Source organism: Lachnoclostridium edouardi, assembly GCF_900240245.1.
In the GTDB taxonomy this organism is placed as follows: Bacteria; Bacillota; Clostridia; order Lachnospirales; family Lachnospiraceae; genus Lachnoclostridium_A; species Lachnoclostridium_A edouardi.
This window is the reverse complement of record NZ_OESQ01000001.1, coordinates 3,097,396-3,114,404: the sequence shown is the minus strand read 5'-3', so window position 1 is coordinate 3,114,404 and position 17,009 is coordinate 3,097,396. Positions and strand designations below refer to the sequence as shown.

At 42.0% G+C, this 17,009-nt stretch carries 16 protein-coding genes; 1 reads left to right on the top strand and 15 read right to left on the bottom strand.

Annotated features, from left to right (window positions below; translation table 11 throughout):
* Positions 1-26: 26 nt before the first annotated feature.
* From C1A07_RS14950 to C1A07_RS14920, 7 genes are read right to left on the bottom strand one after another with little or no spacing between them, the layout of a single operon-like run.
* Complete coding sequence (locus tag C1A07_RS14950; protein WP_101877805.1) at positions 27-863, bottom strand: PTS system mannose/fructose/sorbose family transporter subunit IID; 837 nt, start codon at positions 861-863, stop codon at positions 27-29.
* 1 nt (position 864) lies between these two features.
* Positions 865-1,668: a PTS mannose/fructose/sorbose/N-acetylgalactosamine transporter subunit IIC gene (locus tag C1A07_RS14945; RefSeq protein ID WP_101877804.1), complete on the bottom strand. Its 804-nt coding sequence runs from the start codon at positions 1,666-1,668 to the stop codon at positions 865-867.
* Between the two features lie 12 nt (positions 1,669-1,680).
* Positions 1,681-2,172 (bottom strand): PTS sugar transporter subunit IIB, encoded by a 492-nt coding sequence (locus C1A07_RS14940; RefSeq protein ID WP_101877803.1) that lies wholly within the window; start codon positions 2,170-2,172, stop codon positions 1,681-1,683.
* 24 nt (positions 2,173-2,196) lie between these two features.
* Positions 2,197-2,757, bottom strand: coding sequence for a 6-phospho-3-hexuloisomerase (hxlB, locus tag C1A07_RS14935; protein ID WP_101877802.1), 561 nt, complete (start codon positions 2,755-2,757; stop codon positions 2,197-2,199).
* A 13-nt stretch (positions 2,758-2,770) separates the two neighbouring features.
* Positions 2,771-3,430: a 3-hexulose-6-phosphate synthase gene (gene hxlA, locus C1A07_RS14930; RefSeq protein WP_101877801.1), complete on the bottom strand. Its 660-nt coding sequence runs from the start codon at positions 3,428-3,430 to the stop codon at positions 2,771-2,773.
* A gap of 18 nt (positions 3,431-3,448) precedes the next feature.
* A complete protein-coding gene (locus tag C1A07_RS14925; protein WP_101877800.1) occupies positions 3,449-3,880 on the bottom strand; it encodes a PTS sugar transporter subunit IIA in 432 nt (143 codons plus the stop codon).
* Positions 3,881-3,921: 41 nt separating this feature from the next.
* Entirely contained in the window at positions 3,922-4,824 is a 903-nt protein-coding gene (locus tag C1A07_RS14920; RefSeq protein ID WP_101877799.1) for a class II fructose-bisphosphate aldolase, read from the bottom strand.
* 243 nt (positions 4,825-5,067) lie between these two features.
* Between C1A07_RS14920 and C1A07_RS14915 the strand changes: the two genes are divergently transcribed.
* The gene (locus C1A07_RS14915) at positions 5,068-5,889 is read left to right on the top strand and encodes a MurR/RpiR family transcriptional regulator (RefSeq protein ID WP_101877798.1); all 822 of its coding nucleotides are present in this window, start codon (positions 5,068-5,070) and stop codon (positions 5,887-5,889) included.
* 110 nt (positions 5,890-5,999) lie between these two features.
* Here the strand turns inward: C1A07_RS14915 and C1A07_RS14910 are convergent, their stop codons facing one another.
* The 8 genes from C1A07_RS14910 to recO form a co-directional block, all read right to left on the bottom strand.
* Entirely contained in the window at positions 6,000-6,743 is a 744-nt protein-coding gene (locus C1A07_RS14910; protein ID WP_101877797.1) for a DeoR/GlpR family DNA-binding transcription regulator, read from the bottom strand.
* Positions 6,744-6,778: 35 nt separating this feature from the next.
* Positions 6,779-8,692 (bottom strand): PTS fructose transporter subunit IIABC, encoded by a 1,914-nt coding sequence (locus C1A07_RS14905; protein WP_101877796.1) that lies wholly within the window; start codon positions 8,690-8,692, stop codon positions 6,779-6,781.
* Positions 8,692-9,621: a 1-phosphofructokinase gene (gene pfkB / locus C1A07_RS14900; RefSeq protein WP_101877795.1), complete on the bottom strand. Its 930-nt coding sequence runs from the start codon at positions 9,619-9,621 to the stop codon at positions 8,692-8,694. Before pfkB ends, C1A07_RS14905 begins: the two co-directional genes overlap by 1 nt.
* 304 nt (positions 9,622-9,925) lie before the next feature.
* The gene (ppdK, locus tag C1A07_RS14895; protein WP_101877794.1) at positions 9,926-12,547 is read right to left on the bottom strand and encodes a pyruvate, phosphate dikinase; all 2,622 of its coding nucleotides are present in this window, start codon (positions 12,545-12,547) and stop codon (positions 9,926-9,928) included.
* Between the two features lie 201 nt (positions 12,548-12,748).
* The gene (locus C1A07_RS14890) at positions 12,749-14,077 is read right to left on the bottom strand and encodes an MATE family efflux transporter (protein ID WP_101877793.1); all 1,329 of its coding nucleotides are present in this window, start codon (positions 14,075-14,077) and stop codon (positions 12,749-12,751) included.
* 135 nt (positions 14,078-14,212) lie between these two features.
* Positions 14,213-15,601, bottom strand: a complete 1,389-nt coding sequence (locus tag C1A07_RS14885) for a glycine--tRNA ligase (RefSeq protein WP_101877792.1) — start codon at positions 15,599-15,601, stop codon at positions 14,213-14,215.
* A gap of 26 nt (positions 15,602-15,627) precedes the next feature.
* Positions 15,628-16,260 (bottom strand): hypothetical protein, encoded by a 633-nt coding sequence (locus tag C1A07_RS14880; RefSeq protein ID WP_101877791.1) that lies wholly within the window; start codon positions 16,258-16,260, stop codon positions 15,628-15,630.
* 83 nt (positions 16,261-16,343) lie between these two features.
* Positions 16,344-16,994, bottom strand: a complete 651-nt coding sequence (gene recO / locus C1A07_RS14875; protein ID WP_101877790.1) for a DNA repair protein RecO — start codon at positions 16,992-16,994, stop codon at positions 16,344-16,346.
* Between the last annotated feature and the right edge of the window lie 15 nt (positions 16,995-17,009).

Here is a 17,009-nt window from a genome sequence, read left to right as displayed (position 1 = left end):
GCAATCTAAGTTAGGGAAATACAACACTATAAAATTCCTGTCAGGGCAAAAATAATCGTAAAAGCTCCTAAAATTAAAATAAGCTTTACCATTGACATTTTTCTTTTACTTACCAGATAATAGCTGATCAGCATTAAAAATAAACTAAGCATATTGGGGAAAATTCCGTCTAAAATATCCTGAATTCTGGTAGGCTTTGCTCCTTCTGCCGCTTTAAAAGCCAAAGCTGTTTTAAGCTTTACATAGTTTGCAGACAACGCTCCAATCACTATCACCCCAAACAGCTGAACCGCCTCCTGGATTTTCTTTAAGTTTCCTCCTGCAAGCATAGTGACAGCATTTCTTCCGAATTTATACCCCTGTTTAAAAAGGAAATATCCGTATGTAAATAATATAAGACCGGAGGCAATTAAATAAAAAATCGTGCCAATGGGTGAATAATTATCTCCTGTAAGAGAAATTCCAATAGACAAAAGTAAAGGAAGAATCGTGGCCTGAACCAGGCTGTCTCCTATTCCGGCCACCGGGCCCATTAAGGCTGATTTTGTAGTGCGTATCATATCCTCCTCCACATTATACCCTAACGCCCTCTGCTCCTCCATTCCCACCATCACTCCCCAGACTATATTGGCAGTAGTATGTTCATTATTATGAAAATCCATATGCCGCTCCATACCCTGCTTTTGCCCTTCCTTATTATAATATTTTTTTAAGAGAGGTATTATGTCGTAGGCATATCCACAGCCGTGCCAGTTTTCAAAGTTAATGCAGCTGGAGTAAAATAAGTTATATCTCCAAAATAATTTTTTCAGTTCTTTCTGGGTCAATGGTTCACTGGAAATTATTTTTATATTTTCATCCATTTTACAGCACCTCCTCATCGTCATCTATGATCTGTCCCCCTGAAGCCCCAGCCATCTGCACTGTATTTCCTGTGCGGAAGTACATGTATGCAATTACTACTGCAAAAATGGTAATTGCTATAAAGCTTAGTCCCATAACAGAAAACAGCATAAATCCAAACACAAAGAATGCAAACTGCCATTTATCAGTAATATTGTATTTTAACAGCATAGCCATACCTACTGCAGGCAAAACGCTGGCAAACTGACTAAGTGCATATAAAAGCTTTTCAGGAAGCGCTGCCATCAGACTGTCAATAGCTCCTGCTCCATAATATACAAACACAAATCCCAGCATAAACTCTATTAGAAACAGAAATATCTGAGGGCCTACTATAAAATTAAAAAGTATTTTTTTATAATTAACTTCTTTAATTCCCTTTTTCATCTGATTGCAGAAATAAACGTTCACTCCTCTCACCAGCTGAAATACATAGGAGGCCAGAACCGACAAGGTGCCAGCCATAGCAATAGCCGCCCCGGCATCCATTTTATTAATAATCGCCACTGCCGCCGCCGGATATGCAATGGTCCCCACATCCATTGCAATGGCTCCTCCTACGGCAAACACCCCCATAAACGCCAGCTGTAAAGCTACCCCGATTTCCAGCCCTGTTTTAATATCTCCAAAAATCACTCCGCAGAGAAGCCCGCCTACTAAAGGTCTTTGAAGCATATATTTACTGACAATAAATCCTCCGAAGGACGAGTACACATTGCTGATATAATAAAGAATCCCCACCAGAGCGCATTGTAATAAAAACATAGTTTTTCCCCCTTATTTCAAATTGACTTTTGTTTTTGCTTCCTTCCAGGTATAATTAGGCGTCATAAACTGGGGATTCAAAATAATTTTTATCCCTGCTCCTTCCATTTCATTTAAGGCCTTAATTTCCTCCGGCAGCAAACCTATCATAGGCATAATAAATGTACAGCCCTCTCTCACGCTTTGAGGGCCAATATTTAACTGGGAGGATAAATCATACCCTTCCCTCACCAGCTTTGCCGCAGTGGTGGGATATTTAAAAATCACCAGATAGTTTTTCTGAGAAGCATCTGCCTCCGGCAGTTTTCTCAGCGCCTTTTCAGTATTAAAGCAGTAAACCTTAATGGATTCAGGAAGAGTTGTTTTATACAGCTGAGTCATAAAAGGATCTGCCGCAATTTTATCATCCACTACAATAATTCCGTGAAGCGTAGTTTCCTTTGTAAGCTTTGTAGTAGTCTGTCCATGGATAACTCTTTCATCTACCCTGTAATGAATAATCATAAAGTAATCCCCCTTATATAATTTTTACTCCAATGTAGAATGATTTTTGTACATTACTTGAATATCTAATTTGATTTTTTCTTTAATCAGCTTCACTATATAATCTGCCGCCAGCAAGGCGCTTTGTTCAAAACGGTTTCCCATTGGCTGTACAGAAAATCTGTCCGGGTCCGGATCGCCCCGGAATTTAGGAGCTGTTAAAACTAAAAGGCTGTCTGCCTTTCTGGCCACCGTGCCCTGAGGATTTGCCGTAATCACAAGTGTTCTGGCCCTCGCCTCCTTAGCTACGTCTACAAAATAGCTGCTGGTAACGGTTTCCGCCTTTCCTGAAGCCACAATTAAAAGATCTCCTCTCTGAATACTGGGCGTGGTGGCGTCCCCAGCCACATGGCACAAAAATCCCATATGCATAAGCCTCATGGCAAACCCTTTCATCATCAGTCCTGCCCTGCCTGCTCCTGCAAAAAAAATCCTTTTAGCCTGGAGAATATGGTCTACCGCTTGTTCTACCTGCCCATCATCCAAACCTGTTAAAGTAATAGACAGCTCTTTTATCATCTGCTGCCTGTACTCCTTCCCATCCATTCTTTCTCCCTCCTCAGCCTTCCTTATAACCAAACTGCTCTGCAGCCTTCATCCGCTCTTTTATTCTTCTGGCTGTATCAGCAGGATTTTCTGCCTTTCTAATACCGTTTCCTACCACCAAAATATCTGGTTTATACTCTAATATCTGGTCTAAATACCTATCGTCCTTTAGTCCTCCTGCCACAGAAATTTCAGCCCTTTTCACACTTGCCTTTGCTATTTTTAAAGCCGCTAAAGGATTTTCTCCGTGAGCCTGGCTGTCAATTCCTACATGCACTCCAATTACATGAGCTCCCAAGTCATCTGCCTGTTTGATTTTCTCTTCCAGATTCTCTGCGTGAATCATATCTACAACTGTTCTTTTCCCCAGCTTATTAGCCTCCTCAATCCCTGCCTGAATCGTCGCCTTATCGCTGATTCCCAGCACAGTAATCATATCCGCCCCTTTGCTGAGACAAGCATGAGAAGAACGTTTTCCGCCGTCGCATAATTTTATGTCGTCTAAAACCACCAGCTCCGGATATTTTTCCTTCACTTTCCTTACAGCCTCTATTCCATACATTAAACTTAAAGGCGTTCCCACCTCCACAATATCTGCATAGGGAGCAATTTCATCTAAATATTCTAAAGCCTGGTCTAATTCCAGAATATCCAAAGTAATCTGAAGTTTCATTTTCTTCCCCTCCTTCCCTTATAAATCCTCTTCCTCCCAATTATTTTTTTCTTCCGGCTTTACTTCCAAAGTTTCTCTGCTTACTATCCTCCCAGACCACGCCTTCAGCAAATTTTCTGCCATATCTTTGGCTTTTTCCACGTCCTCTATTGTAGTGGCAGCTTCCAAAACCATAGGCAGATTCACTCCTGTGACAATCCAGGCGTCCCATTTCTTTAAAAGAGAAACTGCCGTATTATAAGGAGTTCCCCCAAAAATATCTGCCAAAAACAGCAGCTGATCCTCCTCTTTTCCTATCACCTGAATCACCTTTTCCTCAAAGCTAAGGGGATTATCCTCTTTTAGCAGGCTGACACTGTCTATCCCTTTTATTTCTCCTGCAATCATTTCTGCCGACTTTAAAAGCTCTGTTCCTAAATTTCCGTGAGTTACTATAATTACATGTATCATACCGGCTTCCTCCCTAATATTTTCTTCCTGTGGAAAATATTTTACATTCTTTCGCTGTCCCTGAAAATTTCTCTGTGTTTATACTTAATATACTGGGCGATCTCATTTTTTGCATAGCTTAAATATTTTCTGGGGTCCATATTTTGAGGATTTTTTATCATATATTCACGAATTGCAGTAGTATAAAGAATCTTAATGTCTAAAGCAGAATTAATTTTACATACTCCGTATGGATAACTGCTCTGAAGCTCTTCCTTGCTGAAATTTAAAGGCTGCTTCATACACGCTCCGTATTGGTTGGCCCTGGAAACAAAATCCTCCTGAAAAATGGATGTAGCGTGAAGTACCAAAGGCATATGCGGAAGTACTCTATGTATCTCTTTTATTTTTTCAACATCTAACGTTTTTGGGTAATCAGGGTTCATATCATGGGCATTGCCGCAGCAAACTGACAAAGAATCACAGCCTGTTAATTCTGCATATAAAACAGCCTCCTCCACATCTGTTTCGTACAACTTAGGCCCTTCTACAGGGTGGCAAATTTCCCCTTCCACCACTGCTCCCCTGCTGTGTGCGTATTCTGCTACTTCTTTTGTTTTTCTTACATTTTCCTCAAAAGAATCATTAATGCAGTCCAGCATAACTGAGGTAAAACCGTGGTCAATACAAAGCTTGCAGCGCTCCACCGTATCCCCGTGGTCCAGATGAAGAATTAAATCCACGCCGTATTTCTCCACTACTGCATCCGCCATTCTCCGCAAAAATTCCACTCCCGCATAATCAATAACTCGGCAGGAGGCCTGTATCATAATAGGAGCCTTCTCCTTAATGGCCGCCTCTGCAGCTGCTTGCATAATCTCCATATCATAGCCTATAAAGCCGCCTACCGCCCAATTTTCATTTAAACATCTTTCGTAAATTTCTTTTGAAGTCACAATACCCATTTTTCCTCTCCTTTCACTATAAACAACCTTAGAGAATTTTCTTTTTAATTTTAGTCAGTTTAGTCATTTTTTACCGGTATTTTCTTGACTTATTATTAATATAACACACTGATTTTTATTTGTAAATCATTTTATTCATTTTTATTTGATATATTTTTGAATATTTATTCTTTCAAATTCGTTGTAAAAACCATAAAGATGTGCTATTTTTATTTATATAATTGTTAGAAACGGGGGGACTTTATGTTTTTCACTAAATTGAAATCTCTTTATCCTACACTGACTTATTCTGAAACTAAAATCGCAGATTATATTCTGGCAAATAAAGATGATACATTTGATATGACTTCTCAGGAACTGGCCGGACTTTTAGGCATCAGCCAGTCTACAGCCATTCGTTTTTCCCAAAAAATGGGATATAAAAGCTTTAAGAATATGATATTAGATCTTTCCCGCTCAGGGGAAGAAAATGATATTCAGGAAATCCAGCTGAAGGATTCTACAGCTGCTACTAATGAGAAAATTAAAAATCATTTTTCCAGCTTAATTAATATTGCTTATGATACAAATTCCCCAGCCTTAATCGACCAGGCAGTACAGGCGATTTACAATGCATCCACTGTATTTTGTTTCGGCTATTTAGCCACCAGCTCCATGGCTGTTTATATGAGCTGGACATTAACAGAGCTGGGAATTATGAGCGTTTTTGACGACAACCCTTTTGCTCTTATGACCAGGTTAAAGTCCTGCCCCAAAAACAGTCTTTTAATTATATTTTCTAAATCCGGCGAGACCCAGGCTGCAGTGACTGTAGCTAAAGCTGCAAAGGCAACAGGCGTCTTTACCTTAGGCATCACTAATATGGCAAAAAATTCCCTTCAGCCTTATTTAGATATTTGGTTAAAAACTATGTACTCTCCGGCCAAAACCAGGTTCCTGTCTTACACGGAATTAAGCTCCCAACTTTATTTAATTGATGTTTTAATTCTCAATTTATACAAAAAAGACTTTTCCAAGTTTAAACATGCTGTTACTCAGTATCAGGAAATTACCAAACCAAAGTAACCGGCGGATTTTAAGGTTTTCCCACAAATTAATAAAAAGAGGACGCTGCAAATATCTGCAGTATCCTCTTTTAAACTGTCTTATTTTTCTTATTTTTTTGTTCTCTCAAGTCAGCGGGCAATTATAATATTTTTGCAATCTTCATATCCGGAGATTCTGCGGTCTGTAATGATTTCCCCCTCATAAAATGAAGCAAAGGTAACAGAACTGATTTCATCAAATTTGGAATAATCGCACAGTATAAAGCTTTTTCTGCACTGCTCCACAGCTACCTGCTTCACAGCCGCCTCACTGGCATCCGGAGTAGTAAATCCGCTTTGCTTAGTCACCCCGTTTACTCCAAAAAAACCTTTTGTAAAATGATAGTTTTTGATTGTCTGTACAGCCTGACTGCCGATTACGGCTTCTGTGGAGGCTTTCAGCTCTCCGCCGATTAAAAGCACCTTCATCCCCTTTGCCACCAGCCTTTGAGCGTGAACTACAGCGTTAGTTACGTAGGTAGCGCTTTTTTCTTCTATATAATTCAGCATATAAGCTGTTGTGGTTCCTGCATCCAGGTAGATAAAATCCTCCGGCTCAATAAACGAGGCTGCAAACTTTCCGATTTTCTCTTTTTCTTCTCTGCTGAAATCCTCTTTCTGGGCAACTGTATATTCATGGGAGGTTACGCTTTGCTTATTGGCTATGGCGCCTCCAAAAACCTTTACCAGCCTGCCTTCCTTATCCAAAGCCGTAATATCTCTGCGCACTGTGGATTCTGAGGCCTTCAGCAGATCCCTAATTTCTGTTACAGTGATGCTCCCCTTCTCTTCCAGAAGCTTTAAAATCATTTCATGCCGCTGCTTTGTCAACATTTTTTTACCTATTTTTACCTATATTTCTTTTAAAACTAATCTACTTTCTTTTTTAAGATTCCTAAAAGGAAGGCTGATACAACTGTTCCTGCCACCAGTGCAACAAGATACATCACAGCATTTCCCATTACAGGCACTACAAAGATTCCTCCGTGAGGCGCCATCAATGTACAGCCAAATACCATGGATAAAGCGCCTGCCAGTCCAGAGCCAATAATACAGGACGGAAGTACGTGAAGGGGGTCTGCAGCTGCAAATGGAATTGCTCCTTCTGTAATAAACGCCAGACCCATAATAAAGTTTGTAGGGCCTGATTCCCTTTCCTCTTTTGTAAACTTGTTTTTAAACAGCAGGGTTGCAAGGGCAATGGCACATGGAGGAACCATACCGCCAATCATTACAGATGCCATAATATCATAATTTCCAGAAGCAATGGCAGCTGTTCCAAAAACATAGGCCGCTTTGTTGAAAGGACCACCCATATCAATGGCCATCATTCCGCCTAAAATCATTCCTAAAATCATTTTACTGGAGCCGCCCATAGTAGTCAAGCCATTATTTAAGGCTGTGTTGATTCCTCCCATTATTGGCTCAACAATAAATGTCATAACTAATCCCATAGCTAAAATTCCTGCCACCGGGAAAATCAGTACAGGAGCAATCTTTTCAATTGCCTCTGGAAGGCCGTCGCACACCTTTCTTAAAGCCTTAATAATATATCCTGCCGTAAAGCCTGCAGCTAAGGCTCCCAAAAATCCTGACGTGCCTCCTGCAGCCATCATTCCGCCTACAAAACCTACGGCTAAAGCCGGTCTGTCTCCAATGGCCATAGCAATAAATCCTGCCAGCACCGGCAGCATAAGGCCAAAGGCCACTCCGCCAATATTTTTAAACATTGCGGCAACCGGGGTAATTGTACCGAAATTTACACGCTCCGCTGCGTCTAAGGCATTCATATCTACTAAAAGACCGTCAATTAAAAATGCAATGGCAATCAGAATTCCTCCGCCTACTACAAAAGGAAGCATGTGAGAAACGCCGTTCATAAGCTGTGTATAAATCTGATGTCCAATACTGCCGCCGGCTTTTCCTGCTGAAGCTGTGGCCGCTGATGCATTGGCGCTGTGGTAAACAGGCACATTTCCTGATATTGCCAGGTCCACCAGCTCATCTGCCTTATTAATTCCGTCAGATACCTGGCGCTCAATCACCTTTTTTCCGTCAAAACGGTCCATAGGGACCTGAGCGTCCGCTGCTACAATAATACAGTCTGCATCTGCAATTTCCTTATCTGTCAGCACATTTTTCGCTCCGCCTGAGCCTCTTGTTTCCACCTTAATAAAACAATTTTTAGCTTTGGCTGCTTTTTCCAATCCCTCTGCCGCCATATAAGTGTGAGCGATTCCTGTTGGGCAGGAGGTTACGGCTAAAAGCTTAACCTGATTTTCTTCTGCCTGACCCATATCTGCCAATCTTTCATCTACGCTTTTTTTCTCATCATCAGCCTTATCAATAATCGCCAAAAATTCTTCCGGTGTTTTTGCCTGGCGCAGATTCTCCACAAACTCCTCATCCATGAGCATCATAGATAATTTGCTTAGTACATCCAGATGTACATTGTCCTTTGTGTTAGGCGCTGCAATTAAGAACAGTAAAGTTACCGGCTCCCCGTCCAGAGAATCAAAGTCTACTCCATCCTTAATAACCATAGCCGCTAAACCTGGTTTATTTACAGAATCTCCTTTTCCGTGAGGAATTGCAATTCCTTCTCCAATACCTGTAGTGCTCTCTTCCTCTCTTGCATATACAGTTTTTCTGTACTCTTCCTCATTGTTAATTCTGCCGCTTTTTACCATTAGAGCTACCGCCTGATCTAATGTCTCATTTTTGCTTTTAGGCGCTGCATCCAAGGAAATACTATTTATATCAAGTAAATCTGTAATTCTCATTATTTTGCCTCCTGCCATTTGGTTTGTAAAATTTGTCTGTAAACAGCTTCAATTTCTTCCTTCGTAGCCAGATTTGGGGAAAATGCGCTGGCGCTTCCTGCAGATACTCCCATGTAAAAAGCATGCTCATAATCCTGTTTTTCCATCCAGCCCGCCATAAATCCTGCCACCATAGAATCCCCGGCTCCAACTCCGTTTACTAAGGTTCCTTTTGGCGCCGGAGCTTCTATTATTCTGCCGTCTTCTGCAATTAATACAGCTCCCTCTCCTGCCATGGATACCAGTACGTTTCTGGCTCCCATTTCCTGAAGCTTCTTTCCGTATGGAACTACATCTTTTCTGGTGGTTAAACTTACGCCGAATATTTCTCCCAGCTCGTGATTATTAGGTTTAATTAAAAATGGATGATAGGAAAGTACTTTTAACAATAACTCCTGAGTAGCGTCCACTGCAATTAAAACACCTTTTCCCTCCAGGCTTTCCATTATTTTCTGGTAAATATTATCTGGCATGGAAGCCGGAATGCTGCCTGACAAGAAAAGCACGTCTCCCTGTCCTAAGGTTTTCAGCTGTTCCATTAAAATTTGTACCTTTTCCTGACTGATCTCCGGCCCCTGACCGTTAATTTCCGTTCCGTCAATAGACTTTAGTTTTACATTAATTCTGGAAAATCCGTTTTCCAGATAAATAAAACCATTTTTTACTCCCATGTTCTCCAGGCGCCTGACAATTTCATTGCCAGTGAATCCTGCTACAAATCCTAAAGCTGTGCTTTCAATTCCCATATTCATAAGAACTGTTGACACATTAATGCCCTTTCCTCCAGGCAGCAGTCCCTCCTCGCTGGTGCGGTTTGTAAGTCCCAGCTTAAACTCATCTACAGACACAATATAATCTAAAGATGGATTACATGTTACTGTATATATCATTTCCCTACCTCCTCACACTTATTTGACTGACTTTGACTTAATTTCTTTTATGCTCCTATTATACAGCCATATTCAGCCAAAATCAATCAAACTATTTCACAAAATATAGGAGGCATTTTGGTTGAATTTGCACAATTTAGGATTACTTACATCTAATATAGCTGCCTTTATTTTTCCCCATCCATCTATAAAAAATTCATCTATCCTATTTCCTGTGCCATGCCATCTATCACCACACATAAAAAATGCCCTTTACGTCAAAAACGTAAAGAGCATTTTCTTATAGGACTATACTTTTTTCCTCTTATTTGTTGTTAAGAGCTGCCTGTGCTGCTGCCAGACGTGCGATCGGCACACGGAATGGTGAGCAGGATACATATGTCAGACCTACTTTGTGGCAGAATTCTACGGAAGATGGATCTCCGCCGTGCTCGCCGCAGATACCTAACTTAATGTTTGGTCTTGTAGCGCGTCCTTTTTCTGCTGCCATCTTAACTAACTGGCCAACACCAACCTGGTCAAGTCTTGCAAATGGATCAGACTCGTAAATTTTTGCTTTGTAGTAAGAATCTAAGAACTTACCAGCGTCATCACGAGAGAAGCCAAATGTCATCTGTGTTAAGTCGTTTGTACCAAATGAGAAGAATTCTGCTTCTTCTGCAATCTGGTCAGCTGTTAAAGCTGCACGAGGAATCTCGATCATAGTACCGATGTGGTATTCCATATCAGAACCTTTTTCCTTCTTAACCTGCTCTGCAACTTCTACTACAACGTCTTTTACATATTTCAGCTCTTTTCTCTCGCCTACCAGAGGAATCATAATCTCTGGAACGATGTCATAGCCGCACTCTTCCTTCACTTCAATAGCAGCTTCCATAACGGCTCTTGTCTGCATCTTAGCGATCTCTGGGTAAGTAACAGCCAGACGGCATCCACGATGTCCCATCATTGGGTTGAACTCGTGTAATTCGTCGCATTTAGCTTTTACGTCAGCTACTGTCAGACCCATGTCTGCTGCCAGAGCTGCGATATCTTCCTCACTTGTAGGTACGAACTCATGGAGAGGTGGATCCAGGTAACGAACTGTCATTGGCTTGCCTTCCAGAGCTTTATACATAGCTTTGAAGTCGCCCTTCTGGAATGGGATTAACTCATTGAGAGCTTCTTCTCTTGCTTCTACTGTATCGGAAAGGATCATCTTACGGATCTTAGGAATTCTGTCTGGTTCAAAGAACATATGCTCTGTACGGCACAGACCAATACCTTCAGCGCCTAATTTAACAGCGTTTAAAGTATCTGCAGGTGTATCTGCATTTGTACGAACCTGAAGTTTACGGAACTGGTCAGCCCAACCCATAATACGTCCAAAGTCACCGCTTACAGATGCTTCTACAGTCTTAATATCGCCTAAATAAATCTTACCTGTGGAGCCGTCTAAGGAGATGTAATCGCCTTCAACAATCTTGTGTCCGCCAAGCTCGAAGTATTTCTCTTCTTCATTCATCTTAATGTCTCCGCAACCGGATACACAAGCTGTACCCATACCACGTGCAACTACTGCTGCGTGAGATGTCATGCCGCCGCGAACTGTCAGAATTCCTTCTGCAGCGTGCATACCTTCAATATCCTCTGGAGATGTCTCAAGACGAACCAGAACAACTCTCTCTCCTGCCTCGTGAGCAGCCTTAGCCTCATCTGCAGTAAAGTATACTTTACCGGCAGCAGCGCCTGGGGATGCTGGAAGAGCAGAACCGATTACTTCGCCAGCCTTTAATGCAGCTACATCAAATGTTGGGTGAAGCAGCTGATCTAAGGATTTAGCTTCAATACGGCAAACTGCCTCTTCTGGAGTGATCTTGCCTTCATCTACTAAATCACAAGCGATCTTAATAGCAGCTGGAGCTGTTCTCTTACCATTACGTGTCTGCAGGAAATATAATTTTCCTTCCTGAATTGTAAACTCCATATCCTGCATATCTCTGTAATGGTTTTCCAGTCTGTGAGCAATCTCCATGAACTCTTTATAGCACTCTGGCATATCCTGCTCCAGTCTGGTAATTGGCTGTGGTGTACGAATACCGGCAACAACGTCCTCGCCCTGAGCATTGATCAGGTACTCGCCGTAGATGCCGTTTTCACCTGTAGATGGGTTACGTGTAAATGCAACGCCTGTACCAGATGTCTCGCCCATGTTTCCGAATACCATTGCCTGTACGTTAACAGCTGTACCCCAGTCGCCTGGAATATCGTTCATACGGCGGTATACGATTGCACGTGGGTTGTCCCAGGAACGGAATACAGCTTTTACAGCTTCCATCAGCTGAACCTTTGGATCCTGTGGGAAATCTGCGCCCATTTTCTCTTTGTAAATTGCTTTGTATCTTGCAATTACTTCTTTTAAATCATCAGCAGTTAAATCTGTATCAAATTTAGCGCCTTTAGATTCTTTGATTTCATCTAAGATTCCCTCAAAGAAAGTTTTGGACATTTCCATAACTACGTCTGAGAACATCTGGATAAATCTTCTGTAAGAATCGTATGCGAATCTTGGGTTGCCGGTTTTCTTAGCAAAACCTTCAACGGCAACGTCGTTTAAACCAAGGTTTAAGATGGTATCCATCATACCTGGCATAGAGGCTCTTGCTCCGGAACGAACAGATACCAGTAACGGATCTTCTGTGTCGCCGAATTTCTTGCCCTGGATTTTCTCCAGTTCAGCCAAAGCATCGAAAATCTGTCCCTGAATCTCATCAGTAATCTTCTTGCCGCTTGTATAGTAATCTGTACAAGCTTCTGTGGTTACAGTAAATCCCTGTGGAATCGGTAAGCCTAAGTTAGTCATCTCTGCTAAGTTAGCGCCCTTACCGCCTAACAGGTTTCTCATGTCGGCTTTGCCCTCTTTGAACAAATAAACCCATTTTGCCATAAGTAATTTCCTCCTAATGTTTTGCAGCTGATAAAACTGCAACTTCATTTTCTATTCCACCTACCGGTTTTCACTAAAAAGTGGACAACCATAGACGGTCTGCATTTATTATAACATAAACTAAATTCTAGTAAAGGGTTTTTATGCAATTTTTTCCCATAAACGCTAATGTTTTCAACAAAGAACACACTATTTTAACAGCTATACTTCTTTAAAAGTTTTGTTTTTCGTAAAAAGATACACTGCCGCCAAAATAGTTGCAAACTCTGTAAAAATCATTGTGGCCCAAATTCCGTCTACTCCAAAAATCAATGGGAGAATCACAATAAAAAGACCGTTTAACACTGCCCCCCGCATTAAGGACAGGAAAAATGCCGCTCCTGGTCTGAGCACAGATTGAAAGTAAGTGCTGAACAAAAGGTTTGCGCCGACAGCTAAAAATGAGAAAAAGTACAAACGGACTGCAGTAGGCGCCAGAGCCATAATTTCCTCTGTAGGCTTTACAAATGTATAAATAATAATAGACGGATTTAAAATTCCGCTGGCTGCAAATAAAATGCCGGCTGTAAATGCCGCCAAAAGCCCCAGCTTTCTGGTTCTTTCTACTCTGTCTTTTTTCCCCGCCCCAAAATTTACAGCCATAATAGGTTGAGCCGCCTGAGCGATACCGTTGCACACAGAGTTTACAATTAAAGCGCTGTTGGAAATAATACCGTAAACTACTACTCCCAGTTCCCCAATCCAGTAAAGCAGCTGCCTGTTAAACATAAATATTACAATTCCGCTGGAGAGTTCAATCATAAAGCTGGAAAGGCCGCTGACAAAGGCTTCCCCTGTTTTTCTCATGGAAACCTGCCTTACAGGGCGCAGCATATTGTGAGGGGAAAAGAAATGGCTGCACAAAATCGCCACTGTCACGGCAGAGCCAATAACTGTGGCAATGGCTCCTCCCGCCATCCCCATGCCCATGGGAAAAATAAATACATAGTCCAGCGCCACATTGGTCACTCCTCCTGTAATAACTGCCGCCATAGCTGTGCGGGGAGACTTATCGTTTCTCACAAAGGCCTGAAGAAAGGATGAAAACAAAAATACAGGGGCGCCTGACACTAAAATTTTTCCATATTCATTTACCAGCGGCTCCATCTGCTGAGTTTTTCCTAAAAACAAGGTGACGGAATCAAAAAACAGCAGAAAAACTATTTCATAAAATAAAGAAGCTATGATTACTCCTTTTAACGCCGCTGTAAAGTATTCCCTGGCAGTCCTTTCTTCCCCTTTTCCTCTGGCTACAGAGAAAAATACGCTGCCTCCCACTCCAAATAAAACCCCTGTCCCGAAAAACAGGGAATATACAGGCAGCAGCAGATTCAGGGCGGCGATTCCAATAGGGCCGACGCCTCTGCCAATCATTATTGTATCTGCCAAAATATAAATAGATGTTACTAAAGTCGCGCTGATAGACGGAACCAGATAATGAAAAAATGATTTTTTAACATCTCCGTTTAGCAAATCTATCTGTTTTTTCATACTTCACCTCTCATACTGCACCTCATTAATAATGGAGCCCCCATCTTTGCTTCATGCTGCTGCAATGCCGCAAAAATGGCAGCTCCATCCTTCTGCTTTTATTTACAAAATCCAGGAAACTTTTTGCCTGTTCAATTAAAAACGAAACTTATCTTCAAAATAAGCCTTCAGCTCTGTAATCGGCACTCTCACCTGCTCCATAGTGTCTCTGTCTCTCACAGTAACTGCATGGTCCTCTTCAGAGTCAAAATCATAAGTGATGCAGAATGGAGTTCCGATTTCATCTTGTCTTCTGTATCTCTTTCCAATATTTCCTCTGTCGTCAAACTCACAGTTATAATATTTAGACAGCTCTGCAAATACCTTCTCAGCGCCTTCATTCAGCTTTTTAGAAAGAGGCAGCACGCCTACCTTTACAGGAGCTAATGCAGGATGGAAGTGCAGAACTGTACGCACGTCTCCCTCTCCAATTTCCTCTTCATCATAAGCTGCGCATAAGAAAGCTAAGGTTACACGGTCTGCACCCAGAGAAGGCTCAATTACATAAGGGACATATCTTTCCTTGCTGTCATCGTCAAAGTAGGATAAATCCTGTCCGGATACGTTCTGATGCTGAGTCAGGTCATAGTCAGTTCTGTCTGCGATTCCCCACAGCTCGCCCCAGCCAAAGGGGAACAAAAACTCAATATCTGTAGTAGCTTTGCTGTAGAAGGACAATTCTTCTTTATCGTGGTCTCTGTAGCGCATCTCGTCATCTTTAATGCCTAAGGCCTTCAGCCAGTTAATACAAAAATTCTTCCAATAGTCAAACCACTCTAAGTCAGTGTCAGGCTTGCAGAAAAATTCCAACTCCATCTGCTCAAACTCACGAGTACGGAAGGTAAAGTTTCCAGGAGTAATCTCATTTCTGAAGGACTTTCCTATCTGTCCAATTCCAAAGGGCACTTTCTTTCTGGAGGTTCTCTGCACATTTTTAAAGTTTACAAAGATTCCCTGTGCAGTTTCCGGTCTTAAATAAACAACGTTTTTCGCGTCCTCTGTAACCCCCTGGAACGTTTTAAACATCAGGTTAAACTGGCGGATATCCGTAAAATCATGTTTTCCGCAGCTTGGGCAGCAAATATTATTGTCATCAATATACTGCTTCATCTGCTCCTGGGACCACGCATCCACTGATCCTTCAATCACAATGCCCTTTTCCTGCATATAATCCTCAATTAATTTATCTGCACGGAAACGCTCTTTACAGCTTTTGCAGTCCATAAGAGGATCTGAAAATCCCCCTAAATGTCCGGAAGCAATCCAGGTCTGAGAATTCATAAGAATGGCGCAGTCCACACCTACATTGTAAGGACTTTCCATAATAAATTTCTGCCACCAGGCTTTTTTTACATTATTCTTCAGCTCCACTCCCAGGTTGCCGTAATCCCAGGTATTTGCCAGACCGCCGTAAATCTCAGAGCCAGGATATACAAATCCTCTGTTCTTTGCCAGCGCCACAATTTTTTCCATTGTCTTTTCCATGTTACTTAACCTCTTTCTTTTCTTATTTATTTAAAAATAATATAAGCTCTGTCCCCTGATACCTTAGCAATATTTTTATCTGACAAAAGTTCCACTCCCTCCGAAACATAAAGGATCTTTCCCTGCGTTTCAATAGTGGCCGTGCCTGTGGTAGTGATTAAGGTAGCCTTATCCTCCTTGGCTATCTGGCTTAATCCGGCCTCCTGACCCTTGGCGTCCTTAAAGCTTTTATCAGAAATTTTTCCGTCCACCAAGCCGTCTGACACGCTTTGTATTTCCATATCAGTCAGTCCTATAGAATCGTCCTGCTGAGCCTTTGCAAAATTTATCATATCCTCCGGGCTGCCGTACTGGAACACTGCTTTCATTGTGCCGTCTGCCACACTGCAGTCCTTTAAGGTTACAGGCGCGCTCTGCCCTTCCCCCGTATTTTCTTCTGTGTATCTGGATACTGCGTCCTCCAAAAATGTTTTCAGACTTTCCCCGTCGTAATTGTCCTTTTCGTACGTTTCCACCAATCCGCTGGAAAGGGTTCCGTCTGAGGCCACATAAACGCTGCTTTCTTTTGGAGAATATTCCCCGGATTTTCCCCCTTTGCCGGCACAGCCTGTAAAAAGCATTGCTGCCGCCAATGCAAGAACTATTGCTGCCTTTTTCATTTCTTTCCTCCTGTTGCTTACCTTACACTTTGAGACATTTCATAAAGTCCCATTCTGCTACGTGACATTATACTGGTTTTCTTTTACATTTTCAATACCTTTAAAATTTCCAGAGAATGAAATTCTCTGTCCATATACCTTTTTCTCTCTATTTCCACACAGTCTCCAAATTCCTTCAGCACCTGATCTGTAATAGTAAATGTATAAAGCTTCTCTAAAGGAGCTCCCACAACATACTCCCATGTATAGCAGGCGGAATCTCCCGTTTTTTTAGGAGGCAGGGCTGTATATTCCCCGTTAATAACCATGGCCTTCAGCTCAAAAATCCTCCTCACCAGCTCTCTTTTCAGATTAGGGTGAAGAAGAGCCCTAAGCCCCTGATATATTAAGGTCATCATAGCTGTCTCGTCTACGTTTTCTCTTGTATAATAATCAGCTATTTCCAGAAAATAGGAGCCGTAGCAGGCGCCTTCCACATCTTGTGCCAGCTCATTAAAGTACTCCGCCACCTCTACAGACTGAAGGTTATATGCTTCCCGCCCCTCGTACAGAGAAAATTTAGCAAATACAAAGGGACGGCTGACAGCCATAAAGCTGCTGCCAGGCCTTCTGGCCCCTCTTGCAAATACTGTAATCCGTCCCCTCTCCCTGGTAAGCACTACCAAACGTTTATCTGTTTCTCCTGAAGGCGCGGCTTTCAGGACCACGCCTGTTACTGTTACCTGTTCCCTCAACTTTTCACCTGCTGT

What these genes read in the sequence shown, in the direction of transcription:
- C1A07_RS14950 (WP_101877805.1), bottom strand. Translation starts at nt 863, where the DNA reads ATGGATGAAAATATAAAAATAATTTCCAGTGAACCATTGACCCAGAAA.
- C1A07_RS14945 (WP_101877804.1), bottom strand. Translation starts at nt 1,668, where the DNA reads ATGTTTTTATTACAATGCGCTCTGGTGGGGATTCTTTATTATATCAGC.
- C1A07_RS14940 (WP_101877803.1), bottom strand. Translation starts at nt 2,172, where the DNA reads ATGATTATTCATTACAGGGTAGATGAAAGAGTTATCCATGGACAGACT.
- hxlB (WP_101877802.1), bottom strand. Translation starts at nt 2,757, where the DNA reads ATGGATGGGAAGGAGTACAGGCAGCAGATGATAAAAGAGCTGTCTATT.
- hxlA (WP_101877801.1), bottom strand. Translation starts at nt 3,430, where the DNA reads ATGAAACTTCAGATTACTTTGGATATTCTGGAATTAGACCAGGCTTTA.
- C1A07_RS14925 (WP_101877800.1), bottom strand. Translation starts at nt 3,880, where the DNA reads ATGATACATGTAATTATAGTAACTCACGGAAATTTAGGAACAGAGCTT.
- C1A07_RS14920 (WP_101877799.1), bottom strand. Translation starts at nt 4,824, where the DNA reads ATGGGTATTGTGACTTCAAAAGAAATTTACGAAAGATGTTTAAATGAA.
- C1A07_RS14915 (WP_101877798.1), top strand. Translation starts at nt 5,068, where the DNA reads ATGTTTTTCACTAAATTGAAATCTCTTTATCCTACACTGACTTATTCT.
- C1A07_RS14910 (WP_101877797.1), bottom strand. Translation starts at nt 6,743, where the DNA reads ATGTTGACAAAGCAGCGGCATGAAATGATTTTAAAGCTTCTGGAAGAG.
- C1A07_RS14905 (WP_101877796.1), bottom strand. Translation starts at nt 8,692, where the DNA reads ATGAGAATTACAGATTTACTTGATATAAATAGTATTTCCTTGGATGCA.
- pfkB (WP_101877795.1), bottom strand. Translation starts at nt 9,621, where the DNA reads ATGATATATACAGTAACATGTAATCCATCTTTAGATTATATTGTGTCT.
- ppdK (WP_101877794.1), bottom strand. Translation starts at nt 12,547, where the DNA reads ATGGCAAAATGGGTTTATTTGTTCAAAGAGGGCAAAGCCGACATGAGA.
- C1A07_RS14890 (WP_101877793.1), bottom strand. Translation starts at nt 14,077, where the DNA reads ATGAAAAAACAGATAGATTTGCTAAACGGAGATGTTAAAAAATCATTT.
- C1A07_RS14885 (WP_101877792.1), bottom strand. Translation starts at nt 15,601, where the DNA reads ATGGAAAAGACAATGGAAAAAATTGTGGCGCTGGCAAAGAACAGAGGA.
- C1A07_RS14880 (WP_101877791.1), bottom strand. Translation starts at nt 16,260, where the DNA reads ATGAAAAAGGCAGCAATAGTTCTTGCATTGGCGGCAGCAATGCTTTTT.